Below are 26,215 nucleotides of genomic sequence, written 5' to 3'. Positions count from 1 at the left end.
TTTTAATAATTAATCAGGTAGTCATCTTTATTTCCACAGGAAACAAATCATAAATGAAATTACAAATGAATTTTAGCTTGAATAGTATCAGACAACTTGTTTACCATGTTCTTAATCTCTTTTGAATTAAAGGGTAATCCAACTAATGTTATTCTATTTCTAATACTAGTGTAACCACTACTTGCAGATAGTGGAATAGACTTAAATTTATTGCACGGATATAGAATCATAGCATCTTTATTTTTTGCTAAATCAAAAGCACTATATGCTAAAACTTGATGTAAATCCTGGCGGAACGAATCTTTTAGACTATCTGTCGATACGGAAGTATTAAACATATGGGCTTTATATTTAGCATCAATGGTACAAAGATATCCTCCTTTAACTAGAAGAATGTCTGGTTCCAGATACCTTAATGTCCAGGCAGGATTATTTGCTCCAAAGATCTGATAACGAGCATTGGATTCCGTTCTTGCCCCAAGTTTCTTGCCTACCTCATGCATTATATATTGTGCAAAACGTTCGAACAATTCAGCTGAGTCTATTCTCCAGGATAACTTATTCCTAGCTCTATGATTCAATAGTTTATTTGCTTGAATCTTTAACTCTTTTATCGCCATAGGGTCGAAATCATGAATAATAAAAGCAGTAGTCGTAGGTTCTAAATTATGGCTAGCTGAATACAATCGTAACTTGTCGACCAGAGTCTTTGCCTTAAATTTAATAGATACAGGTGTAAGTGGCGTCTGAAAGAGATCGATTGCCAGCTTTAATATATAGGTTAATTTATACCATTCAGAATGATTCTTTGATTGTATATTCTTTCGATTTTCAAATTCGAAAGTATTCATAGGATTGTATGAGTTACTAACATACTTCATCCAATTTGTCGACGAGGTAGGAACATTTTCTATTTGTTTGATTGTATCAAATTTATTCCAAATGCATTTCATTGCATTATTAAAAGAATTGAAATAATTAATGCAATCCAAGTATACCGGAGCTCTCATTTCACTACTGCTCACTAATGTCATGTCACCATATTCCGGTTCTAAGGTACTTTGCAGCAAATTAGCTATATCTGCAATATCCTCACCAAAGCGAGACGTTACCACAAAATCCAGATAATATTTACCATTAACAGGAGTACGTAATGGAGCGCACCCAACAAACTTACCCGAAGTAAAAGCAAGTCCTACATGACCTTCTCTTTCCTGAATAGCAACATTAACGCCTAAGAAAGAGAAAGCCTTATGATTAAGAGTGATAAATTTCTGAAGTGCCTGCTCAGGATAGCGTTTATCACATCTTTTATTCTTATTCAGTTCTGTAAAGGTGATAAAACGGCTGGACAAGCATTGCATCTGAATATTTGCCATCACTTGTACAAAGGTTTGTGAATTTCTTGATAGAAGAGATCGCTAAAATCTGTTTTAGCACCAGACAATAGACCTTCATCAAAATATTCTTTCATCAAAGGCATCAATTCATATTCTATTTTGGCATTAAGTTCCTCTCTATTATCTGCAATAAAATAAGAACCACCAGGTTGAAGATTAAGCTCTGAATCAGATGCATGCTTTTCAAATAGTCGCGATACTTTATCGAAAAGTTCCTTTCCCTCACCTTCACCAAAAAATCTGGGTTCAATAGTATACCATGCAAAACGACGACGTAAAGCGAAATCAACAACCGCAATACTCCTATCAGCAGTATTCATGGTGGCAACAACGTGTAGATTGTCTGGAACCTTATTTAATATGGTATCGCCCATAGTTTCTAGCCTTAAACCCTGACCAGCTACACTTTGTCTCTTAGGTTCAAAAAGATAGAATACAGGTCCCAACACATTTGAAAGATTTGCTCGATTAATCTCATCAATTATGAGAAGCACTTTTTCATTAGGATTGTCAATTGCGTGTTTAATAGCTTCAACGAGTATACCCTCTTTTCGTTCATAAACGACACTATTTGTAATGCCGAGTTTCGGCATTATTCCTTCCACTAAATCCGAATATGAAGTTTCTGCATGGAACTGAGTTAAAAATATCGTGTTATACTCTTCCTTAGCGATCTTTTCGGCCAAGTATGTCTTGCCTGTCCCGGGAGCACCTTGCAAGATTACAAATTTTCTGCTTTCCAAAAGATCAACAACATCTCTTTCTTGTTGCTCCTGATTTTTCCCTTGCTGACGGCATTTACTAATGGCTTGTTCTGCATTATTTCTTTGGAGCTTAGTAGATGCCCAGCCTCGCAATTCTGCATATTGCGCAATCCAAGCATACACATAATCCAGATCTTTCTCCTCCTCGATGTTTATTAGACAACCTATCGAGAGTACTGATTTATATTTTTCTAGATTCACTTCAGAATCCACTATAGTGTCGCCAAAAGCAATGGCTGTCTCAATATCTGTAAAATCAGGCTTACAGAAAGCACTATAACGAAATTCCTGAGGCAATATCTTCAAAAACATTCGTCTTGTCCCCGGCTGACTAGCTAATTGATAATCATTCCGGAATCCCTCTGAACCAACACCAAGAGACATTACATATAAATTGCTATCTATAGTGGCAGGAAAGAATACGAGAGAAAAATCTGAATATGGTCCAGAAAGTTGCTCTTCTGGACGAATGAATCCAAAATAAGGGACATTACCAACATCAGAAGATATATTCTTTCTGATTACTACATTCTTCTTTTTTTTCGTAGCTTCTCCATTATCTACCATGCCAAGGTTCTTAGCGAATTCAATGGCTTTTTCAAGAAAGTCTTTTGTTTTCATATTGTGGATGTACTCCATTGCGTTCATCGAACACAAAGATATTGATTATTCAAGAATTGACAAAAGAAGATATCGGATTTTGCGCATTTTATATCACATTTATCACCGACAGAATTCATGTATCTCTATAAAACTAATATCAAACCTACTACAAACTAATCCCCGCACCGCAAGGAACTAATTTCTTGTTGCCTAAAAACTATTCATACATCAACTGTTGTAAGAAAGTTCTATAATTATTGTAAGTAAATAGAACAATTATTGTAAGAAACTACTATATTTGTAGTATGAATACTTTTTAGTATGAAAAATATTAGTTCGTAGCACATCCGACATTAGTTTCTTGCAGTCTCGGTGCCAGTTTGTTTCTACGGAAGTATAAACCTCTTAAAAACATATATTATGAGTACTTTCTATGACCTCTACGAAACACCGGACCCCAGTGGCGAAGGAAAAAAAAGACCGTTACATGCACGTGTGTGCCCCAAAGGCACCATTACCGCAAAAGAGTTTCAGGAACGGGTGATGAAGGAGCAGCACATGCCGCATGCCATGATAGTGGGCATCATGCAAGCCATCAGTAATGCACTGGGCGACTGGCTTGCCGAAGGCTACAATGTGGAGTTGGACGAATTGGGCTACTTCAGCACTACACTGAAATGCACACGACCCGCCATGAACAAAAAAGATATCCGCGCCGAGTCCGTACGGTTCGAAACGGTAAAGTTCCGTCCAAGCAAAGACTTCAAAAAATACGTGAGGCATCAAATGCATTTAGAAAGACTGGACAAGAAGATGGCGACCAAGAAACCGGCAGTTCTCCCCGAAAAAAGAAAAGAGATGATGCTGAAATTCCTGGAAGCAAACGTCTGCATCACACGCGCCGAGTACTCCCGACTAACAAATGTGACCGACCGCCGTGCCATCTGCGATTTACAGGAATATCTGGCGGAAGGCATTATCCGCAAACGGGGCGGAGGACGCTCAGTGGTTTATATAAAGAAGAATCAAGAATAAAGCATTATATCCTTTCAGCGGGAAAACGCAGAAAGCAATGCCTCATAAACCGCCGGATGGAGGAAGTAACGAACATCTTTTCCTTCCTCCATCGCCTGACGGATGAAAGTAGAACTGATTTCGAAAGTAGGCGAAGAAGCCACCTTCACATTCGCCGGAAGAGAATCTGAAGGAACCGGATAACCGGGACGAGGATAAACAAGAAGATGGTTTTCGGCAAGAATACGTTCCGACTGATACCAACGGTGGAAAAGTTCCCAATTGTCCGAACCGATAATCAGATGAAACTCCCGGTCGGGATAAGTCTCTTTCAGTTTATCCAGCGTATGGATGGTATAGGACGGGCGGGGTAAATGAAATTCAATATCAGAAGCCTTAAAACGGGGATAACCGGCTATGGCCAGTTGAACTAACTTCAGACGGAGCTCGTCATCCATCAGTTCGGCCTCTATTTTCAGCGGATTATGAGGGGTCACAAGAAACCACACTTCATCCAGTCCTTCATATTCACACAGGTAGTTGGCAAGAGCAAGATGTCCGATGTGCACCGGATTGAAAGAACCGCTGAAGATACCCGTTTTCATTTTAGCCTCTTTTTCCATTGCAAGAAATTAATGGTTTGCAGGGCAATCACAAACGTCATACCAATAGCAATAATCCATTGCTGCATAGTGATTGCCACAATGTCCAAAGCCAATGCTGCTAAACCAATGACAACAGCAACCACCATCATCCGTCTTGCCGTTTTCTTTGAATCCTTAACCGCCATCATTATTTTTCCACAAATTCTCTGACCACCTTCAAAGCCTCAGCCTTAGCCTTTTCCAAGTCATCATTAACTACCACGACATCAAACTTATCGGCAAACGTCAGCTCATACTCCGCTTTGGCCACACGGGCATCTATTACTTCGGGCGCATCCGTTCCACGTCCTACCAGGCGCTTACGCAATTCCTCTACCGAGGGGGGCTGAATGAATACCGACAAAGCACGGTCGCCATAATACTTCTTTATATTGCAACCGCCCACAACGTCCACATCGAAAACCACATTCTGTCCGGTAGCCAATTGAGTCTCTACCTGGGATTTCAATGTTCCGTAATAACGGTCCTTATAGACTTCTTCATATTCCAGAAATTCGTCATTGGCAATGCGCTGACGAAATTCATCGGGAGAAAGGAAGAAATACTCCACACCGTGCTGTTCTGTTCCGCGCGGCGGACGGCTGGTGGCAGAACAAGAGAATGCAAGATTGAGGTTCTGCGTCAGCAGATAGTTGATAATGGTTGATTTGCCTGAGCCTGAGGGGGCTGAAAATATAATGAGCTTGCCCATACGTTAGAATTATTATTTCTTTTACATCACATTCAATACCTGTTCCTTGATTTGTTCCAGTTCATCCTTCATCTGCACCACGATCTTCTGCATTTCGGCATGATTGGACTTACTGCCAAGCGTATTGATTTCACGTCCCATCTCCTGAGCGATAAAACCTAATTTCTTGCCTTGTCCGTTTCCTTCTTCCATCGTATTGATGAAGTATTTCAGATGGTTGCCGAGACGTTGTTTTTCTTCGTTGATATCCAGTTTCTCAATGTAGTAGATGAGTTCCTGTTCCAGACGGTTCTTGTCATAATCCACACTGATCGTTTTTTCCAAAGCATCGGTAATACGCTCTTTGACTTTCTCCACACGCTCCTTTTCGTAAGGATCAACGGTAGTCAGCAAATGGGCGATATTGGAGATTTTCTCGCGGAATTTCTTCTCCAAAGCCGCACCTTCCTGTTTGCGGAAGTCCACCAGACTTTGAACAGCTTGGAGTATGGTAGCATGAACAGCATTCCATTCTTCTTCGCTCAGTTCCTGTATATCATTCTTGGTCATCACATCCGGCAGGCGAAGCAAGGTGGCAAACCAGTCCTCGGGCACGGGGATACCGGTAGTTTCGGAGATGGTACGGATGCGCTCGTAATAAGCCACAACCACATCCTGATTGATGGGAGTCACAAGTTCGCAGGCATCCTTCTTTTCAATCCACAGACTGAAATCCACCTTTCCACGTTCCAGCGCTTTAGCAATCTCGTTGCGGATTTCTATTTCTTTTTCCCGGTAAAGGGGAGCGATGCGGGTTGACAGATCCATCGCTTTACTATTGAGCGATTTGATTTCTACATTGATTTTTTTATCGGGCAGTTCAGCGGTTGCTTTACCGTAACCCGTCATGGATTGTATCATAAGATTCTTTTAGTTTTCCGCAAAATTACATGAATAATTTCATTGGCGAAAATTATTCATGAAATAAGTGATATGGTTTACTGTTTACTCTTTACTCCAAATGCGTGTGTTCAGGTTTAATTCATCCACAATAGCCAACAAGGACTGAAGCACTGCAAAGTCTGATTTAAGAAGGTTCATATCATTCAGAGAACTCCACACGTCGGCTTCAAAACGGTTCTTAGAATCCGGTATGGCAACCAGAATCGTTGAATTACGAAAACTGATGGTAATCCCTTTCTTGAAGTTATTATCCAGCTTCAACATTCTTTCCATCATAGACGGAGTAATCAGATAACGGGCCTCAATCTGGTCAGTGGAAAAGACATCAAAAACTTTTTCAAACTCAGGATTCTCCATCTTCACCCTCGATGCTCCCATTTTAAGTTTGAACAGACTGTTCCGCAAAATGGTGGTCTCCCCCTGAAAATCTTTATGAAAATCAGCTATAAAAAGAAATCCCTTGAAGATATCTACCCAATAATGCTGCACCCCATTTTTAGTGGAACGTGTCCTGCGCTCTTCCGCATGTACTTCCGAACAGACAAAACTGGTTTTACCCAAACAACCTTCTATCAGGTCTTCTGCATGATAACGGTCGGGGGAGATGAACAAGCCGCAATTTTCAAAAACACTCTCATCTATTCCTGAATCCGGAGTAAATGTAGCATCCGGACAAAAGGCATGAATGACTTCGTTTACCACTTCCTCTTTATAAAAAGAAGAAACTATTTTCGACTTATTATTTACACAAGTGAAGAAAATAATCACTGATATGACAGCAATAACTATCAGAGCAAAGATTCCCTCCAATTTTAATATTATCAGGATAATAACTCCTACTATCAGAAAAAGGGCAGCATAACGCGCCCCTTCGGAACAACCTTTCTTCAAGAGTTCCTTACGCTTACCCTCCAGAACCTGTAACGTGGGAGTCAGTTTCTGCGCCAGAGAGTCAAAGTCGACATAGCCCATTGCCCGGTTGTCTTTTTATGAATTAAATAAATTCTTCACATTCGGGGTTGCTCGTTCCGCTTCCGAAATCGTCAGCACTTCTTTTCTCGTAAAGCCAAACATACCTGCCAGCAGATTTGTGGGGAACGACTGGACTGCATTATTATATTCGGTTACAGAAGCATTATAGGTGCGGCGCGCAGCAGCCAGTTGTTCTTCCGTTTCATTCAGCGAACGTTGCAGCTGAAGGAAGTTTTCTGACGCTTTCAATTCGGGATAATTCTCCGCTACGGCGAAAAACTGTGTACGGGCTTTGGAAAACATCTTGTCAAAGTCCGCCTTCTCACTGTCATTAAGAGCAGTGTAAGTTTTATTTCGCATTTCCGTTATTGCCGAGAAAGTATCAGCTTCATGCTTGGCATATTGCTGTACTGCCGCCACCAGATTAGGGATTAGGTCAAAGCGTTGTTTCAACATCACATCAATAGTGGCAAAAGCATTTTCTATCTGATTTTTCTTCCTCACCAACGAATTGTACATGGAAATCACCACCAAAACCAAAACTACGATAATAATAGCTATAATCATAATTACAGATACAACAGCCTCCTTGTGCCAGTTATTTTATGTTAACGAATTCTGCATTTATTCCTAAAATCGGAAGCAAAGATAGAAATAATCTAAAAACACTCCCAATAATGCCGTAAGAAAGATACTGAACCCTTTTTAGATTCGCTTGTGTATCTGAAAATAAACCTGTAAATTTGCCACTTTTAAAACAAGAATAAAGAAGCGATTAATAATAGGAAAGCTATGTCGTGCATTTTACATATCGAAACGTCCACCTCTGCATGCTCCGTTGCCGTGAGTGAAGATGGACAAAATGTTTTTACGAAAGAAGACCTCAACGGCCCTTCACACGCAGTTTTACTGGGAGTATTTGTAGACGAAGCATTGTCGTTTGCCGACAGCCACGCGATGCCGATTGACGCCGTAGCGGTGAGTTGCGGACCGGGTTCTTATACCGGACTTCGCATTGGCGTATCTATGGCGAAAGGTGTTTGCTACGGACGCAATATTCCGTTGATAGGACTTCCGACGTTGAAGGTGCAATGCGTGCCCGTGTTGCTCTATCACGATGAACTGCCCGATGACGCGTTGCTGTGCCCGATGATTGATGCACGCCGCATGGAAGTATACGCCGCCATCTACGACCGTGCCCTGAAACCAGTACGCGACATCGCCGCCGACATTGTAGACGAGAACTCTTATACGGAATTCCTGGACCAGCATCCCGTTTATTTCTTCGGAGACGGAGCGGAAAAGTGCAAAGGTAAAATCACGCATCCCAATGCACACTTTATCGACGACATCCGCCCGCTGGCAAAGATGATGTTCCCCCTTGCCGAGAAAGCAGTAGCTGAAAAGGACTTCAAGGATGTAGCTTATTTCGAGCCGTTCTATCTGAAAGAATTCGTGGCCTCCCAACCCAAGAAGCTCCTCTAATTCATTTTGTAGTCTTTAATTAGCCTCGCTCAAGACCTTATTTGATTTTAACATTAAAATATAGTTTCAATTTAACCAAGTATGCAATATAACACTCAACAAAAACGGATGCCCCTGCCGGAATACGGACGCAGCATCCAGAACATGGTCGACCACGCTTTGACAATCGAAGACCGTACTGAGCGCCAGCGTTGTGCCAACACCATTATCAACATTATGGGTAATATGTTTCCCCATTTACGTGATGTACCCGATTTCAAACATAAGTTGTGGGATCACCTGGCTATCATGTCCGATTTCAAGCTGGACATCGACTACCCGTACGAAATCATCCGTAAAGATAATCTGAACACCAAACCAGGACCTATCCCCTATCCCAGTACAAAAATCCGCTACCGCCACTACGGCCGTACATTGGAAGTGCTGATAAAGAAAGCAATCGAATTCCCCGAAGGTGAAGAAAAACAAAACCTGATTGCCCTGATTTGCAATCACATGAAGAAAGACTTCATGGCCTGGAACAAAGATACCGTAGACGACCGCAAGATTGCAGAAGACCTTGACGAATACTCCAACGGCAAACTGCAAATGACGGACGACATCATCCGACTGATGGCTGAACGTATCAACCAGAATTACCGTCCGAAGATGAACAACCAGAATAACCGGAGAGACAACCGGAACAACAAACGGAAATACTAATTGATTTATAATTTCAGATTTATGATTTATAAGCCGGCAGTCCGTTCATAAATCATAAATTAAAAATCTAAAATCACAATATATGGCATCATTTGTAATTGAAGGAGGACACAGACTATCCGGCGAGATTCATCCGCAAGGCGCAAAGAACGAGGTATTGCAGATTATCTGCGCCACGCTGTTGACAGCCGAAGAGGTGACCGTACACAACATTCCGGACATCCTGGACGTCAACAATCTCATTCAACTGATGCGTGACATGGGTGTCACGGTATCCAAGAAAGGCATCGATACATATAGCTTCAAAGCGGAGAAACTGGATTTAAGTTATCTGGAAAGTGATGAATTCCTGAAAAAATGTTCCAGCTTGCGCGGTTCAGTGATGCTTATCGGGCCGATGGTGGCACGTTTCCACAAGGCCATGATTTCCAAACCTGGCGGGGACAAGATAGGACGCCGCCGTCTGGATACACACTTCATAGGCATACAGAATCTGGGAGCCGATTTTTCCTATAATGCCGAACGTGAGGCTTATGAAATCTCTGCCCGCGAACTGAAAGGGACTTACATGTTGCTGGACGAGGCTTCGGTTACCGGAACAGCCAACATCGTCATGGCGGCAGTACTTGCCAAAGGAACCACCACTATTTATAATGCTGCCTGTGAGCCGTATTTGCAACAACTTTGCAAGATGCTGAACCGCATGGGTGCCCGGATACAAGGCATCGCCTCCAACCTGTTGACGATTGAAGGCGTGGATGAGTTGCACGGTACGGAACATACCATACTTCCCGACATGATTGAAGTGGGCAGTTTCATCGGTATGGCAGCAATGACGCAGAGTGAACTGACTATCAAAAACGTATCATACGAGAATCTGGGCATTATCCCCGAAAGTTTCCGCCGCCTTGGCATCAAGCTCGAACAGCAGGGAGATGATATCTACGTGCCCGCACAGGAAACGTATCAGATAGAGTCGTTTATCGACGGTTCCATCATGACCATCGCCGACGCTCCCTGGCCTGGACTGACGCCGGACTTGCTGAGTGTGATGCTCGTTGTCGCCACTCAGGCTAAAGGCAGCGTACTTATTCATCAGAAGATGTTCGAAAGCCGCCTGTTTTTTGTGGACAAGCTGATAGATATGGGAGCACAGATTATCCTCTGCGACCCTCACCGTGCAGTTGTCATCGGCCATAACCATGCAATGCGCCTGCGGGGCGGGAACATGACCTCACCCGATATCCGCGCCGGTATTGCATTGCTGATTGCCGCCATGAGTGCGGAAGGAATCAGCCGGATTCATAACATAGAACAGATTGACCGTGGCTATCAGGATATTGAAAGAAGACTGAACGCCATCGGAGCAAGAATAACAAGAATATAATATATTAGGTAAGTGATAAAGAAAGAAGACGTATATAAGATAGGAGTGTTCAACAAGCCGCATGGCATTCATGGCGAGTTGTCATTCACATTCACCGATGATATCTTCGACCGGGTGGAAGCGGAATATCTCATCTGCCTGCTGGATGGTATTTTCGTACCTTTCTTTCTGGAAGAATATCGTTTCCGCTCCGACTCCACCGCGCTGGTGAAGCTGGAAGGAGTGGACACGGCGGAACGTGCACGGATGTTTACCAATGTGGAAGTTTACTTCCCTGCCAAACATGCCGGGGATGCCGGACCGGGTGAACTGACGTGGGACTTCTTCGTAGGTTTCCGGATAGAAGAAGTAAAACATGGAGATTTGGGAGAAGTGACGGAAGTAGACACTGCAACCATCAACACTTTGTTTGTAGTAGACCATCAGGGAGAAGAATTGCTGATTCCTGCACAAGAAGATTTCATCATCAACATTGACCAGGAACATAAAGTAATTACAATGGAACTACCGGAAGGTTTGCTGGCACTGGATGAGACTGAAGAAGTGTAAAATAGTGATAGAGTAATAAAGTGATTAGCGCGTATGGTGAAAAAGAAACGGCATAAAGCTTTTTGGAGCAACATCAAGTTTAAATATAAACTGACCATTATCAACGAGAATACACTTGAAGAAGTGGTAGGTATCCGTGTGTCCAAACTGAACGGTATCTCTGTGTTGCTTTCCGTGCTGACGGTCCTGTTTCTGATTGCCGCCGCCATCATTACTTTTACTCCTTTGCGCAACTACCTGCCGGGGTATATGAACAGTGATGTCCGCGCCCAGGTAGTGGAAAATGCTCTGCGTGCCGACTCACTCCAACAATTGGTGGAACGTCAGAATCTGTATATAATGAATATACAGGATATCTTCCGCGGAACTGTGCGTGTAGACACAGTACAATCTATGGATTCGCTGACCACCGTGCGTGAAGATTCATTGATGGAGCGCACACAGCGCGAAGCTGATTTCCGCAAGCAATATGAAGAAACGGAAAAGTATAACCTGACAAGCATCACCACCCGCCCCGACATAGAAGGACTGATATTCTATCGCCCTACACGGGGTATGATTACGGATAAATTTGATGCCGACAGGAAACATTACGGTACGGACATCGCCGCCAATCCCGGAGAAAGTGTACTCGCTACGCTGGACGGTACAGTCATACTGAGCACCTACACCGCCGAAACGGGATATGTGATAGAGGTACAGCACAACCAGGACTTCGTATCCGTGTACAAGCATTGCGGCTCCCTGCTGAAACGGGAAGGTGATGCCGTGCAAGCCGGAGAAGCCATTGCCCTGGTAGGAAACAGCGGACAACTGACCACCGGTCCCCACCTGCACTTTGAATTGTGGCATAAAGGACGGGCGGTAAATCCGGAACAGTACATTGTATTTTAGTGATAAGTGATATATAGATGAAAAAACAAATTGCGATACTCGGTTCTACAGGTTCCATCGGTACACAAGCGTTACAGGTGATTGAAGAGCAATCCGACCAGTACGAAGCATATGTGCTGACAGCCAATAACCGGGTAGAAGAGCTTATTGCCCAGGCACGCAAGTTTAAGCCTGAAGCAGTGGTCATAGCCAACGAAACAAAATATGCCCAACTGAAAGAGGCGCTCGCCGACCTGCCTATCAAAGTATATGCAGGCACAGACGCCATCTGCCAGATTGTGGAAGACTCTGAGATTGATATCGTCCTGACGGCCATGGTGGGTTACGCCGGACTGAAACCGACAATGAACGCTATACGTGCCCGTAAGCCTATCGCCCTTGCCAACAAGGAAACGCTTGTTGTGGCCGGAGAGTTGATAAACGAGCTGGCGCGCCTTTCCGGTACACCTATACTGCCGGTAGATTCCGAACATTCGGCTGTTTTCCAGTGTTTGGCAGGAGAACTTGACAATCCGATAGAGAAGGTTATTCTTACGGCATCCGGTGGACCGTTCCGCAGTTGCACGATGGAGCAACTGGCTACGGTTACCAAAGCTCAAGCCCTGAAACATCCCAACTGGGATATGGGGGCGAAGATTACGATTGACTCCGCTTCGATGATGAACAAAGGATTCGAGGTGATAGAGGCTAAATGGCTGTTTGGTGTACGGCCCGACCAGATTGAAGTGGTAGTACATCCTCAATCCATCATCCATTCGATGGTGCAGTTTGAAGATGGCGCGGTGAAAGCACAATTGGGTATGCCGGATATGCGTTTGCCCATTCAGTATGCATTCTCTTATCCGCAACGTCTGAAAGCATCATTCCCACGGCTGGACTTCAAGATGTGCACGAACCTGACGTTTGAACAACCGGATACGACACGTTTCCGTAATCTGGCATTAGCCTACGAGGCTTTGCATAAGGGTGGAAACATGCCTTGCATCGTTAATGCGGCGAATGAAGTGGTGGTAGCCGCTTTCCTGCGGGATGAGATTTCATTCCTCGGAATGAGTGATGTGATAGAAAAGGCGATGTCGATTGTATCGTTCGTAGAGAAGCCTGAATATGAAGACTATGTGGCTACGGATGCGATGACGCGCCGGATTGCACAGGAGTTGATAAAATAAATCATACAGGTATAAATAGAGTATCTCAATTCCCCTCTTCCTCGGAGGAGGGGTGTCCGAAGGGCGGGGTGGTAGGTAAGAAAAGCTTCCTTAACCTCGATAGTTAACAGGTATTCTATTTTTGCCTACCACCTCCCCTCCCTACGGGGTGCTCCTCCTCCTGGGAAGAGGAGAATTAAGATAGTAATAGTAGTTAATAGTAAAATAGAAAGTTTATTAGATGGAAACATTTTTGATTCGTGCCCTGCAACTCATTATGAGCCTTTCGTTGCTCGTTATCGTTCATGAGGGAGGGCACTTCCTCTTCGCCCGCCTCTTCAAGACCCGGGTAGAAAAGTTTTGCTTGTTCTTCGATCCCTGGTTCACTCTGTTCAAGTTCAAGCCCAAAAACAGTGATACAGAATATGGCATCGGTTGGCTGCCGTTGGGTGGCTACGTGAAGATATCAGGTATGATAGATGAGTCTATGGATACCGAACAGATGCAGCAACCCATGCAACCGTGGGAATTCCGTGCCAAACCGGCATGGCAACGATTGCTGATTATGGTAGGCGGCGTGGTGTTCAACTTCCTGTTGGCGTTGTTCATATACTCCATGATACTCTTTACATGGGGAGATGAATATGTCCCGGTACAGAAAGCCCCGCTGGGTATGGAATTCAACGAAACAGCAAAAAACATCGGTTTCCGCAACGGTGATATACTGATATCTGCCGATGGCGTACCTTTCGAACGCTATGACGGTGACTTGCTGACAAGTATCGTCGATGCCCGTCAAGTAACCGTGCTGCGTGGTGGAGAACAAGCCTCGGTTTATATTCCCGAAGACATGATGGAACGTTTGCTGGCCGACAGCGTACGTTTTGCCTCATTCCGCTATCCGTATGTGATTGACAGCATCTGTGCCAATCGTCCCGCCGCCCTTGCCGGACTGCAGCCGGGTGACAGCATCACGCAATTGGATGGAGAGAACATCGCTTATTTCGATTTTAAAAAGGAAATGCTACGCCGACAGAAAGACGGTTCGGCTCCTCATGATATCACGTTGACATATGTGCGTGCCGGAGTAACAGATACGATAACTCTTGCCACAGATTCTTTGTATGAGATGGGTGTAGTAGCGCGTATAACCACCAATCAATTGCTTCCCGTAGTGAGAAAAGAATATAGTTTCCTGGCTTCTCTCCCTGCCGGTGCGGCATTGGGTGTGAAAACGCTGAAAGGCTACGTAGGACAAATGAAATATCTCTTCTCCAAAGAAGGAGCCAAGCAACTGGGTGGCTTCGGAACCATCGGCAGTATCTTCCCCGCTACATGGGATTGGCATCAGTTCTGGTACATGACGGCATTCCTTTCCATTATTCTTGCCTTCATGAATATTCTGCCTATTCCGGCATTGGATGGCGGACATGTGCTGTTCCTTATTTACGAGATTGTGGCCCGACGCAAGCCAAGCGATAAGTTTATGGAACGTGCGCAAATGGTAGGTATGTTCCTGCTGTTCGGATTGCTGCTTTGGGCAAACTTCAATGATATTCTGCGGTTCCTGTTCTAACATATAGTCTACCTTATAAAAACAGATGGTCTGTTCGGATGAAACAGACCATCTGTTTAAAGCAAATAGACCATCTATCCGATTGGAATAGATGGTCTATTTTATTTAGCTGAATATCAATCGTATTTATTTACACCAAGTGTCCGATCCACTCTTCACGGTCTCCCGGCAAAAGATCAATAACGGGAACCTCGACCATGGTGTAGCAACCCGGTTGCTGACGCATGGAAGCACGAGCCACACAAACCAGTACCTGAGCAGTAAGCGCAGGGTTATTGATGCGCATATTGAACTCGAACAGTTGGTTCTGGGTTTTACCTGAAACACCTTTGCGTGTGAGGTTTACGCCATGCCCCATATCGAGCAGAGCATCCACACTGGGAACTTGTTTCACATGTGTCTCATCGTTCACAAAGTATGGGTCCGCCTTGATTGCAGCAGCTACTTTGTCGAACTCATAACCTTCTTTCAGTTCGATGTAAACCATACGGCGATGAATGCCTGTTCCCGTAGGAATTGTCATAGAAAGGGCCGCTTTCACACCGTCAACAGCTTTTACAGCAACGGTATGTCCCATGCTCATTCCCGGACCGAAGTTGGTGTATGTGATTCCTTTCGGAGCAATAGCTTCCAACATAGTACGCACGATAGAGTCACTTCCCGGATCCCAGCCTGCGGAAATGATAGAAACTGCGTTATGTTCTTTGGCAGCAGCATTCAGTGTACGGCGCAAATCTACGATACCTGTATGGATATCAAAGCTATCAACCGTATTGATGCCGAGGGCAAGAATCTCTTTAGCATAAGTTTCTACGCTACGGGTTGGTGTGCAAAGAATCGCTACATCAACGCCTTCCAATTCCTCGATATTCTTTACAACAGGATATTCACTCAGTTCCGCGGGACGGTTCTCTGCTCCTGCACGGCGCACAACACCGGCAATTTCAAAGTCGGGAGCTGCTTGCAATGCTTCGAGCACGTATTGCCCGATATTGCCGTAGCCCACGATGGCTGCTCTTACTTTTTTCATTCTTTTATTGTATTTATTTATCAGTTTTCTATTTTATCGGCGCAAAAGTAATCATTTTCATTTAAAACCACCACAAAACGACACATAGTTCCACGGAGTTTTTTTCTTTATTAAGACTTGTTTCAAACTCACACAACTTCAATTACCTACTTCTCTAAAACAATTTCCAGCGGAAAAAGTTCCGTAAAACTCTCTTGACTCTATTGTGAGGAAACACAATATTCAACGCGCGCGCCCGTTATATAAGCATTATGATAGAATACATCAGAGGCGGACTTGCCGAGCTCAGCCCGGCAACCGCAGTTATCGACTGTAACGGATTGGGATATGCCGTTAATATTTCATTGAATACATATGCTGCTATCCAGGGCAAAAAGGAGTGTAAATTATATATCTACGAGGCTATACGCGAGGATGCCTATATTCTCTACGGCTTTGCGGATAAGCAGGAACGGGAACTGTTTCTGTTGCTGATTTCCGTATCGGGTATCGGTGGAAACACTGCACGGATGATACTTTCGGCACTCTCACCTGCAGAGTTGGTGAATGTGATCAGTACGGAAAATGCGAATATGCTGAAATCGGTAAAAGGTATCGGACTGAAGACAGCACAACGGGTAATTGTGGATTTGAAAGATAAAATCAAAACAGGTGCCGCAGCTGCCGGAAGTACGATGGGAAGTCTCGGCGGAATGCTGACGGCCGCCAACGCACAGGTGCAGGAAGAAGCAATTGCCGCATTGACGATGTTAGGTTTTGCACAGGCTCCGTCACAAAAAGTGGTGTTGGCGATACTGAAAGAAAAACCGGACGCACCAGTGGAACAGGTTATCAAACTGGCACTAAAAAGGCTTTGATAAATGATAATTTACCAGCGTGCATCCCCTAAGCCTGAAAGGCTTTTATCTTACAGCCCAGGGTAACACCCTGGGTAATGGATGATCCCACAATCTTACGCCCTGTAAGGGCAAAAGCCCATGTGGGCTGTTATGCCCTTACAGGGCGCAAAGAGAAACACATGGCAATCTCCCAGGGCGTTGCCCTGGGCTATAAGATAAAAGGCTTTCAGCCTTCAGGCACTATCACGTCAATTAGTATGCCGAAAGGAAACCTTGCTCCAGCGCTACGCTGGTAAATTATCATTTATACAACTGAATACACATGAAATCTTCCCAAATACGACATATAATCTGGTTATTGCTGCTATGGCTGACGCCCGGCAGCTTTGTCGTTATGGGACAGAATGTACAGCAAGGCACAAATGTAACTCATACGCAAGAGGCAACAACTTCGCTAGATAGCATCCCTCCGCGATATTCCGTCCGGAAGACAGTGCCAGGTACACTGAAAGACCTTTCACCCCGTCCTGCCGACCTCCAGTCGCCGACAAACCTGCGGACCGAAGCTGAATATGACGCCAGGACAGACAAATACTTCATACGTACCAAACTGGGAAATTCAGAAATCGGCGTCCCCATGATACTCACCCCCGAAGAATATCTGGACTGGACTCTGAAACAATCCATGCAGTCATATTACCGCCAAAAGAACGGAGAACAAATCGGTAAAGGAAAAGAAGCCTTCGACTTTATGGACATGAAGTTCAACCTCGGTCCGGCAGAGAAGTTATTTGGGCCCGGTGGAGTACAGATACGCACGCAGGGTAATGCAGAACTCAGTTTCGGCATGAACTACAAAAACGTAAAAAACCCTTCACTGCCCGAGAGCCAGCGCAAAACACTCGGCTTCGACTTTGATGAGAAAATCAACATCAACGTCAACGGAAAAGTAGGCGACAAAGTGAACATGAACATGAACTACAATACCGACGCCACATTCGATTTTGATACCAAGCAACTAAAACTGAAATATGAGGGAAAAGAAGATGAAATCATCAAGTTGATTGAAGCGGGAAATGTGAGTATGTCTACCAACAACTCGCTAATACGGGGAGTATCGGCTCTTTTCGGTATTCGCACGGATCTTCAATTCGGTAAGCTGAAATTGCAGGCAGTCATCAGCCAGCAAGAAAGCGAGGCCAAAACCGTGACAAGCCGCGGCGGTGCGCAAACCACGACCTTCGACTTCTCTGCCGATAATTACGAAGAGAACCGCCACTTCTTCCTCGCCCATTACTTCCGGGATGTGTATGACAAGAATCTGGCGCAACTCCCGAATATCCTTTCGGGAATTACCATCAACCGCATCGAAGTATGGGTGACCAACAAGCGGAACAATTACGATAATCCAAGAAACATCGTTGCACTGACTGACCTTGGAGAAGCTTTCCACATCGGCAACAGTGCCGAATGGCCGGGAACCGGAAACCCGGCAAACCCGACCTCGAACCTCAATGCCCCGGCAAACAATGCCAACACCCTGTATACGCAAATGATAAGCCAGTATGCCGCCGCCCGCGACATCAGTCAGGCGAGCGTTACCATGAACAGTATCAATGGTGTGGAAGCCGGTATGGATTACGAAAAGATAGAAAGCGCCCGCCTGCTCACGTCCTCCGAATATACACTGAACAGCAAGCTGGGATATATCTCGCTGAAACAAACCCTGCAACCGAATGAAGTGCTGGCAGTCGCCTTTGAATATACACTCGGAGGAAGAAGCTATCAGGTAGGTGAATTTTCTTCGGACATCAAAGAGACGGGGCAGAGCTTGTTTGTGAAACTGCTGAAAAACACCGCCAATTCACCGGATGCCGCCTGTTGGGACTTGATGATGAAGAACGTTTACAGCCTCAACGCCTATTCCGTCCAGAAAGAGAAGTTCCAGTTGAATATCACTTACCAGAGCGATACGACAGGCGTATATCTGCGTTACATCCCCGAAGGCAAGATTGCCAAGATGCCCCTGTTGCGTGTCATGAACCTCGACCGCCTGAACAGCCAGAATCAGACGGGCGCTGACGGCTTCTTCGACTTTGTAGAGGGGTACACTGTCACGGCATCCGACGGCCGCATCTATTTTCCGGTTGTAGAGCCTTTCGGCAGCCACTTGCGCAAGGCCATCGGCAATGATGCGTTGGCGGACAAATATGTGTTTCAGGAACTGTACGACTCCACCCGCACCGTAGCACGACAGACGGCAGAGAAGAATAAATTCCGCCTGACGGGAGAATACCGCGCCTCGAATGCCAACGAGATACGACTCGGGGCCATGAACGTTCCGCAAGGCTCGGTACGGGTGACGGCAGGCGGCATGACGCTGGTTGAAAACTCGGACTACACAGTGGATTATACGCTCGGCGTAGTCACCATCCTCAACCAAAGCATCATTGACGCAGGCACTGCCATCAGCGTGAACCTGGAAAGTAACACGCTCTACAGTATGCAACGCAAAACAATGATGGGGTTGAATTTCACCTACGACTTCTCGCCGGATTTCTCCTTCGGCGGAAGCATCATGCACCTCAGCGAAAAGCCGCTGACGAGCAAAGTGGCAATGGGTGACGAGCCGCTTTCAAATACTTTGTGGGGACTGAACGCTTCCTGGAAAAAAGAAAGCCAATGGCTGACGAACATGTTGGACAAACTGCCTTTCGTCACCGCCACCGCCCCCAGCAGTATCAATCTCGGCGTAGAATTCGCCCACCTCATTCCGGGACATGCCAAAGGCTTGCAACAAAACGCATCGTATATCGACGACTTTGAGAGTACGCAAAGCGGCATCGACCTGCGCCAACCATCGTACTGGATGCTGGCAAGCACGCCCAACAATCCCACTCTTTTCCCCGAAGCATCCCGCAGCAACGACATCGCCTACGGAAAGAACCGCGCACTGCTGGCGTGGTACCACATCGACGGCCTGTTCACCCGCCGCAACTCTTCGCTGACTCCTACACACATCAAGAACGACCTCAACCAACTCAGCAACCACTATGTGCGCGAAGTGTACGAGCAGGAACTCTTCCCGAACAAAGAGACTCCTTATCAGGAATCCGCCGCCATGAACGTGCTGAATCTGGCGTATTATCCGCAAGAACGGGGACCCTACAATTTGGATACGAACCTGAATGCGGACGGTACGTTGCGTAACCCCAAGCAACGTTGGGGAGGAATGATGCGCAAACTGGATACAAGTGACTTCGAGGCGGCTAACATTGAATACGTCACGTTCTGGCTGCTCGACCCGTTCATCTATGAGGAGGGGGGTAGTAATCCTGCGGGGGTGCAAGATAGTACCCCTGCGGGTAGCATCACCGGAGGCGACCTCTACCTCAATCTGGGCGAGGTGTCCGAAGATATCCTGAAAGATGGCAAGAAGTCCTTCGAGAACGGCCTGCCCATCGACGGAGACGTGACAAAGACAGAAGAAACCGTTTGGGGACGCATCCCTCGCGACCGCAGTGTGGTATATGCCTTCGACAACTCCGCCGGTGCCCGCCGTCGCCAAGATGTCGGTCTGAACGGACTCTCTACCGAAGACGAACGCACGTTCCCTACCTATCAGACGTATCTGTCGCAAGTGCAAAGGCTGGTTGACGCCGACGCCTACCAAAAGTTCTACAACGACCCTGCGGGTGACAATTACCACTACTTCCGCGGCAGCGATTACGACCGTGAAGAGCGTAGCATTCTCGACCGCTACAAATACTACAACAACACCGAAGGCAACTCCACCGCTTCGGAAGACTCTCCGGAACGGTATGACATTTCTTCCAAAACCGTGCCCGACGTGGAGGACATCAACCAGGACAACACGCTGAACGAAACGGAGAAGTATTTCCAGTACCGCATCCGTCTCACTCCCGCTGACCTGAAAGTAGGACATAACTACATCACTGACAAGCGAACCGTCAGCGTCCGCCTGCGCAACGGGCAGACGGAGGAAGTAAGCTGGTATCAGTTTAAAGTCCCCGTGCGCAGTGGCGAAGCGGTGGGCAGCATCAAGGATTTCAAGTCCATCCGTTTTATGCGTATGTTCCTTACCGGATTTGAAAAGCCCGTCGTGCTGCGCTTTGCCACGCTGGAACTGATACGCGGCGAGTGGCGCACATACACCGATGCACTGAACAACACGCAACAAGGAGCCGTCACCACCAGCTCCGCCACTCTCGACGTGTCCGCCGTAAACATCGAAGAAAACGGCGACCGCACCCCGGTAAACTACGTGATGCCTCCCGGAATCTCCCGCGTCATCGACCCCGGACAGCCGCAACTCCGCCAGCAGAACGAGCAAGCCATGAGCCTGAAACTGGAAAAGCTGGCTCCCGGCGATGCCCGTGCCGTCTACAAGAATACAGGCATGGATATGCGCCAGTACCGGCGCCTGCAAATGTTTGCCCATGCCGAAGCCCTGCCCGACCTCAGCACCGATCCGCAGGATGGCGAACTGTCCGTATTCATCCGCCTCGGCTCGGACTATCGCAGCAATTATTATGAATATGAGATACCCCTCACCCTCACCCCGCATGGAGAATACAATGGAAGCACCACCGCCGGTTGCCTTGCCGTCTGGCCCAAAGACAACAATCTGGACATCGACCTCAGCACGCTGACCAACGTCAAGAAGGGACGCAACCGCCTGAAGAACATCCCGAACAGTGGCGTCACTTACGCCAAAGTCTATTCTGAATATGACCCGGAGAAGCCCGCCAACAAAGTAAGCGTCATTGGCAATCCCTCACTGGCGGAAGTGAAAACCATCATGATAGGAGTACGGAACAACGCCCGCACCGTGAAATCGGCAGAAGTCTGGGTAAACGAACTGCGCCTCACCGAGTTCAACGAAGATGGCGGTTGGGCGGCACAGGGCAACCTCAACGTGCAACTATCCGATATCGGCAGCATCAATCTTGCCGGACACGTGGAGACGGCTGGCTTCGGCGGACTGGAACAAAGTGTCAGCGAACGCCGCCTGGACGATTATTACCAGTATAGCTTCACCACAACGTTCGACCTCGGCCGTTTCTTCCCCAAGAAAGCCCGCCTGACCGCACCGATTTACTTCTCATACTCCAAAGAAGCGACCACCCCCAAATACAATCCGCTGGATAAAGATATGTTGCTGGACGATGCCCTCGATGCCTGCACCACCGATTGGGAACGCGACTCACTGATGAGTATCGCCCGTGAAATAACCACTTACCGCAACTTCAGCCTCAGCAACGCGCGCCTGGGCATCATCAGCAAGAATCCAATGCCTTACGATCCGGGTAACTTTACATTCAGCTACTCCCGTTCGCTGCGTCACAACCAGGGCAGCACCACCGCTTACGAGAACGAAACAGACTGGCGTGGCGCCATGACCTACAATTATGCTCCCGTCTACCGCCCGTGGGAACCGTTCAAAAGCATGAAAAGCAAATCTCCCTGGATGCGTTTCGTCAAAGAATTCAACTTGAACTGGCTCCCCCAGAGCATCGCGTTCAACACCGACATGACCCGCCATTACTACGAACTGCAACTCCGCGACCTGGAAGCCCTGACAGCCGGAACATCCGTAAGCGGAGATACCGGCATCGAAGGCATCCCCATCTCCGTAGCCAAAGAGTATCTCTGGAACCGCGACTTCGCCCTGCGCTGGGACTTGACGAAAAACCTGCGCCTCAACTTCACCTCCGCTACCCACGCCGAGATTGAAGAACCTTACGGCGTGGTAAACAAGGACTTATATCCGGACGAATATACCGCCTGGAAGGACACTGTGCGCCGCAGCCTGTTGTCGCTCGGCCGCCCCATCGACTTCCAGCAGACATTCAACGCCACCTATAAACTTCCGTTCGACAAATTCCCCATCACTGACTGGATCAGTGCCGACCTCCGTTTCGCTTCTTCTTATAACTGGGACCGGGGTGTCTCCCTCTCCGACGGCATAGAAATGGGTAACACCGTCAGCAACCAACGCAGTATCGACGTGAATTCTCGCTTCAACCTTGAAGCTTTCTATAATAAGATACCTTATCTGAAAAATGTGAACCGCCGCTTCTCCGCCTCCTACCGCAAACCTGTCCCGGCCCGGGAACAAAAACCCCGACGCTTCGACAAAGAAGTACAGTTACAGGCAGATACCACGCTGACCATCAATCACGGCATGAACTCCCGCCGCCCCAAAGTCAGCGCCCTCACGGTGGACGGACGTCGTTACCCGATACGTTACAAAGTTCTGAATGCCAATACCCTGCGCATCGATACACAAGATACGGCACGCATCAAGCTCACCGTCGTCCCCGGCCCCAATCCGGAAGACGGCTGGTGGTATAAGTTCGGCCAGCACGCTGCCCGCTTTGCCATGAGTGTACGCAACTTCAGTTTTACCTATAAGAATACATATGCCATGACGCTGCCCGGTTTCCGTCCCGAAGTAGGCGATATGTTCGGACAGAAGAAGCACGGAGGCTTCCTTGCTCCAGGACTGGATTTCGCTTTCGGCTTCACCGGCGACAGCTACATCGACCGCGCCTTGCAAAACGATTGGCTCATCTGCAATGACTCCGTCGTCAGCCCTGCCAGCAGCAATGCCCTCGAAGACCTGCAACTGCGCATCTCCCTTGAGCCGATACGCGACCTGAAGATAGACCTCACCGCCAACCGTACCCGTAACCGCAGCCGCGAAATGCAATATATGTTTGCGGGGACTCCGGACACCCGTAGTGGTAATTTCTCCATGAGTATCATCTCCATAGGCAGCGCCTTCGAAAGCCATAATGCAAACGACGGCTACCATTCCGGCACCTTCGAGCGTTTCCGCAACAATCTTGAGGTTATCCGCAACCGGGTGGAAGCCCAGTACCTCGGCAGCCAGTACCCGCAAGGAACCGCCCTTGCCGGAAAGACATTCGACCCGGCAAACGGCACCGTCAGCAAGCATTCACCGGACGTCATGATACCCGCTTTCTTTGCCGCCTACACCGGAAGAAGCGCCCGTAACTCCGCCCTCGACTTCTTCCCCAGCCTGTTTTCCATGATGCCGAACTGGCGCGTCACCTACACCGGACTTACCAAGATAGCCTGGTTCAAGAAGAACTTCCGCAGCGTCAATCTGAACCATGCCTACCGTAGCACCTACAGTGTGGGCAGCTATAACACCTTCCAGAGTTTCATGAGCTATATGGGCGACATCGGCTTCGTGGAAGATGTGCAAACAGGAAATCCCATCCCTTCCTCGCGTTTTGACGTAAGCATGGTGTCCATCAACGAGCAATTCTCACCGCTCATCGGCATGGACGCCACCCTTAAGAACGGCCTTACCGCCAAAGTAGAATACAAAACCAGCCGCATCCTCAACCTTAGCATGAGCGCCTGCCAACTGGTGGAAACCGCTTCCCGCGACTTTGTCATCGGCCTGGGGTATAAGATTATTAACTTCAACCTGTTCAGCCGCCGCAACGTGAAGGACAGCAAAAACCGCATCAGCCACGATCTCGCCTTGCGTGCCGACATCTCATTCCGCAACCAGTCCGCCCTCTGCCGGGATGTCCAGCAAGGCTTCGCGCAAGCCACCAATGGCAACAAGGCTCTAAAGATTTCCTGCTCGGCCGACTATACCCTGAGCCGCCTGCTGACCCTGCGCCTCTACTACGACCGCCAGCAAAACACCCCGTTAGTATCTTCCAGTTCATACCCGGTGGTCAGTGCTGATTTCGGTTTCAGCATGAAATTCTCCCTAACCCGGTAAATAATCTCGACGATTGGGGATATGTTTGAGAGAAAGCCCTATCTTTGCAGGATTAACAACAAGCGATATGAAACAAGCAAGAATTTACATGAAGCGTTGGTTAGGAGCTAACGAACGCGACAAACAAGTATCGACAGACTCCTGGTATCTGAACTTCGCCAACCAACTACTTTCCCTGATTGACCAATCCCCTCTGTACAGAAAAAAAGCTGAAGACGACAAGGTGGATGCCGCCCTCTCCCTAGCTCTTTATCTGCAAGATGCCATCGCTCAAACAGGCGGTTGGAAAGAGTTCTCGGATGGATATCATACATTATACCAATCTTATCTGCCATTCTACAAACTGACAGATTCGTATGTTCCCGACGAAATCAATGTAGAGGATATTTCGTTCATCCAATGGACGCTTCTCTCCCGGTATGCAATTTTTATGGAAGACCCAGTCATCATCCAGAATCCCCATGATCCTGATTTGTTGGAACTCAGCCAAAAAGTATATGATGTTATGGATGCCTCTTTTGAAGAAGCGCCCATTTGCGAGGAGCCGTCGTCTTTTCTTTGGGTGATGGGGCCTGATTTACTGGAAATGCCTTTGGTCCCACTTCCCGAAATCAAACCCGGCATGCCACTTAAAAAGGATGTAAAAAGATGCCTGGCATACAGCAAAGGAGAGCCGCTACTTTATTTTGCCACTTACGATGAACTGCGCAATTTCTTTGTAGAGGAACTGAAATGGGAGAACAGAAATGAGTGTTTGCTGCCTGACTTAAAGGACGAGAAGAATTTTGTGATTTATGCCAATGCCAAGGGTATGCTGGTAGCGCCGAATACCTCTTATTGTTTCCGCGACCCTAATAATCCGACCTACGATGCAGCAAAAGCCGCAACGAGAGGATATAAATTATTCACACACCCGGGCGCCTGTCCTTTTGACCTCTTGAAGTATGGTATGACAAAAGGCCTGTTCCCCGATTTACAACTTCCTTTCCCCGGCGGAAAAGAGGTACTACAAGAGTTCTGGGACTTCATTGCACGATACTTCTTGTGTGAATATTACGAAGGAGTGTAAGGATGATTATCAAATATTAATTATTAATGCGAATCAGGAGTTGAAATTAATGCGAATCAGGAGTTGAAATTAACTCTTTCTTGCAGGGATTTGAATCAAACGGACTATCTCCACTCCCCTCCTCCAGTTGGAGGAGGGGTGCCCAAAGGGCGGGGTGGTAGGTGGGAAAGAATTCCTTTTTTATGATTAATAGGTAGGGATATTCCTAAAATAATAAAATTTAAGGCAACTAATTCATTGCGAGTTAGTTGCCTTTTTTGTATCTTTAAGCATTCCCCCCAAAAAACGGTTTGACGGCCAAAACGGGGGTAATCTAAACTAAAAACACATGGTAAAGATACAAAAAATCTCAGAAATCGAACCTCGTTTAGGTTTTACCGAGTTCGATATGCTAAAAAAATATCGTCAAAGTTTTGCTACGAGTGAATTAGGTCGCCTCCATGCTCTGTTTCCTTTCTCGGAACTGGCCCGACAAATGCATTTGAAGTCCTCTGCTTTGGGGCGTAAAAGTTATTTTTCTCCTGAGGGTAAAATAGCCTTGATGCTCCTGAAGTCCTATACCAACTTTTCAGATTCACAACTGATTGAACATTTAAACGGGAATATTCATTACCAGTTATTTTGTGGTGTTCAGATTGATCCGCTTCATCCACTGACCAATCCTAAAATCGTCAGTGCAATTCGTCAGGAACT

At 46.8% G+C, this 26,215-nt stretch carries 22 protein-coding genes; 13 read left to right on the top strand and 9 right to left on the bottom strand.

Going from position 1 to position 26,215, the window contains the following annotated elements; genetic code table 11:
- Positions 1 to 59: 59 nt before the first annotated feature.
- On the bottom strand, positions 60 to 1,382 hold the full coding sequence (locus BUC01_RS18690; protein ID WP_139261887.1) for an McrC family protein: 1,323 nt from the start codon (positions 1,380 to 1,382) through the stop codon (positions 60 to 62).
- Positions 1,379 to 2,785, bottom strand: coding sequence for an McrB family protein (locus BUC01_RS18685; protein WP_159106528.1), 1,407 nt, complete (start codon positions 2,783 to 2,785; stop codon positions 1,379 to 1,381). The genes BUC01_RS18690 and BUC01_RS18685 overlap by 4 nt, the downstream gene beginning before the upstream one ends.
- Positions 2,786 to 3,187: 402 nt before the next feature.
- On the opposite strand from BUC01_RS18685, the gene BUC01_RS18680 reads away from it, so the two are divergent.
- On the top strand, positions 3,188 to 3,802 hold the full coding sequence (locus BUC01_RS18680; RefSeq protein WP_025834154.1) for an HU family DNA-binding protein: 615 nt from the start codon (positions 3,188 to 3,190) through the stop codon (positions 3,800 to 3,802).
- A 14-nt stretch (positions 3,803 to 3,816) separates the two neighbouring features.
- Here BUC01_RS18680 and nadD read toward each other — a convergent pair whose 3' ends face one another.
- The 6 genes from nadD to BUC01_RS18650 form a co-directional block, all read right to left on the bottom strand.
- On the bottom strand, positions 3,817 to 4,386 hold the full coding sequence (gene nadD / locus BUC01_RS18675) for a nicotinate (nicotinamide) nucleotide adenylyltransferase (protein WP_025834156.1): 570 nt from the start codon (positions 4,384 to 4,386) through the stop codon (positions 3,817 to 3,819).
- Positions 4,383 to 4,574 (bottom strand): hypothetical protein, encoded by a 192-nt coding sequence (locus BUC01_RS18670; RefSeq protein ID WP_243462645.1) that lies wholly within the window; start codon positions 4,572 to 4,574, stop codon positions 4,383 to 4,385. The genes nadD and BUC01_RS18670 overlap by 4 nt, the downstream gene beginning before the upstream one ends.
- Positions 4,574 to 5,137, bottom strand: coding sequence for a guanylate kinase (gene gmk, locus BUC01_RS18665; protein ID WP_073314493.1), 564 nt, complete (start codon positions 5,135 to 5,137; stop codon positions 4,574 to 4,576). The genes BUC01_RS18670 and gmk overlap by 1 nt, the downstream gene beginning before the upstream one ends.
- A 21-nt stretch (positions 5,138 to 5,158) precedes the next feature.
- Positions 5,159 to 6,037 (bottom strand): YicC/YloC family endoribonuclease, encoded by an 879-nt coding sequence (locus BUC01_RS18660; RefSeq protein WP_025834158.1) that lies wholly within the window; start codon positions 6,035 to 6,037, stop codon positions 5,159 to 5,161.
- A gap of 84 nt (positions 6,038 to 6,121) precedes the next feature.
- Positions 6,122 to 7,051 carry a DUF3137 domain-containing protein gene (locus tag BUC01_RS18655; protein WP_025834159.1) on the bottom strand — a complete coding sequence of 310 codons (930 nt, stop codon included), beginning with the start codon at positions 7,049 to 7,051 and terminating at the stop codon, positions 6,122 to 6,124.
- A 15-nt stretch (positions 7,052 to 7,066) separates the two neighbouring features.
- The gene (locus BUC01_RS18650; RefSeq protein WP_025834161.1) at positions 7,067 to 7,618 is read right to left on the bottom strand and encodes a LemA family protein; all 552 of its coding nucleotides are present in this window, start codon (positions 7,616 to 7,618) and stop codon (positions 7,067 to 7,069) included.
- A gap of 225 nt (positions 7,619 to 7,843) precedes the next feature.
- Between BUC01_RS18650 and tsaB the strand changes: the two genes are divergently transcribed.
- The 7 genes from tsaB (at position 7,844) to rseP (ending at position 14,792) form a co-directional block, all read left to right on the top strand.
- Positions 7,844 to 8,536, top strand: coding sequence for a tRNA (adenosine(37)-N6)-threonylcarbamoyltransferase complex dimerization subunit type 1 TsaB (gene tsaB, locus BUC01_RS18645; protein ID WP_025834163.1), 693 nt, complete (start codon positions 7,844 to 7,846; stop codon positions 8,534 to 8,536).
- 81 nt (positions 8,537 to 8,617) lie between these two features.
- A complete protein-coding gene (locus tag BUC01_RS18640) occupies positions 8,618 to 9,238 on the top strand; it encodes a DUF4290 domain-containing protein (RefSeq protein WP_073314491.1) in 621 nt (206 codons plus the stop codon).
- A gap of 82 nt (positions 9,239 to 9,320) precedes the next feature.
- A complete protein-coding gene (murA, locus tag BUC01_RS18635; RefSeq protein WP_025834165.1) occupies positions 9,321 to 10,625 on the top strand; it encodes a UDP-N-acetylglucosamine 1-carboxyvinyltransferase in 1,305 nt (434 codons plus the stop codon).
- 12 nt (positions 10,626 to 10,637) lie between these two features.
- The gene (gene rimM, locus BUC01_RS18630; RefSeq protein WP_025834167.1) at positions 10,638 to 11,174 is read left to right on the top strand and encodes a ribosome maturation factor RimM; all 537 of its coding nucleotides are present in this window, start codon (positions 10,638 to 10,640) and stop codon (positions 11,172 to 11,174) included.
- A 33-nt stretch (positions 11,175 to 11,207) separates the two neighbouring features.
- Positions 11,208 to 12,068: a M23 family metallopeptidase gene (locus tag BUC01_RS18625; RefSeq protein ID WP_025834169.1), complete on the top strand. Its 861-nt coding sequence runs from the start codon at positions 11,208 to 11,210 to the stop codon at positions 12,066 to 12,068.
- A 17-nt stretch (positions 12,069 to 12,085) separates the two neighbouring features.
- On the top strand, positions 12,086 to 13,237 hold the full coding sequence (locus BUC01_RS18620) for a 1-deoxy-D-xylulose-5-phosphate reductoisomerase (protein WP_025834171.1): 1,152 nt from the start codon (positions 12,086 to 12,088) through the stop codon (positions 13,235 to 13,237).
- A gap of 220 nt (positions 13,238 to 13,457) precedes the next feature.
- Complete coding sequence (gene rseP, locus BUC01_RS18615; RefSeq protein WP_025834173.1) at positions 13,458 to 14,792, top strand: RIP metalloprotease RseP; 1,335 nt, start codon at positions 13,458 to 13,460, stop codon at positions 14,790 to 14,792.
- 130 nt (positions 14,793 to 14,922) lie between these two features.
- Here rseP and BUC01_RS18610 read toward each other — a convergent pair whose 3' ends face one another.
- Entirely contained in the window at positions 14,923 to 15,822 is a 900-nt protein-coding gene (locus BUC01_RS18610) for a diaminopimelate dehydrogenase (RefSeq protein WP_025834174.1), read from the bottom strand.
- A 251-nt stretch (positions 15,823 to 16,073) separates the two neighbouring features.
- Here BUC01_RS18610 and ruvA point away from each other — a divergent pair, with 251 nt between their 5' ends.
- The 5 genes from ruvA to BUC01_RS18585 all read left to right on the top strand — a co-directional run.
- Entirely contained in the window at positions 16,074 to 16,679 is a 606-nt protein-coding gene (gene ruvA / locus BUC01_RS18605; RefSeq protein ID WP_025834176.1) for a Holliday junction branch migration protein RuvA, read from the top strand.
- A gap of 77 nt (positions 16,680 to 16,756) precedes the next feature.
- Positions 16,757 to 16,957: a hypothetical protein gene (locus tag BUC01_RS18600; RefSeq protein ID WP_073314489.1), complete on the top strand. Its 201-nt coding sequence runs from the start codon at positions 16,757 to 16,759 to the stop codon at positions 16,955 to 16,957.
- A 26-nt stretch (positions 16,958 to 16,983) separates the two neighbouring features.
- Positions 16,984 to 24,453, top strand: coding sequence for a T9SS outer membrane translocon Sov/SprA (gene sov / locus BUC01_RS18595; protein ID WP_073314487.1), 7,470 nt, complete (start codon positions 16,984 to 16,986; stop codon positions 24,451 to 24,453).
- Between the two features lie 67 nt (positions 24,454 to 24,520).
- Positions 24,521 to 25,522 (top strand): DUF3843 family protein, encoded by a 1,002-nt coding sequence (locus BUC01_RS18590; RefSeq protein WP_025834190.1) that lies wholly within the window; start codon positions 24,521 to 24,523, stop codon positions 25,520 to 25,522.
- Between the two features lie 328 nt (positions 25,523 to 25,850).
- Positions 25,851 to 26,215: transposase (locus tag BUC01_RS18585; protein ID WP_139261886.1), on the top strand; the 365-nt coding region annotated here is incomplete at its 3' end.

The sequence above is a fragment of the Bacteroides stercorirosoris genome (assembly GCF_900142015.1).
Taxonomy (GTDB): Bacteria; Bacteroidota; Bacteroidia; order Bacteroidales; family Bacteroidaceae; genus Bacteroides; species Bacteroides stercorirosoris.
This window is presented reverse-complemented; position numbering and strand designations above follow the sequence as displayed.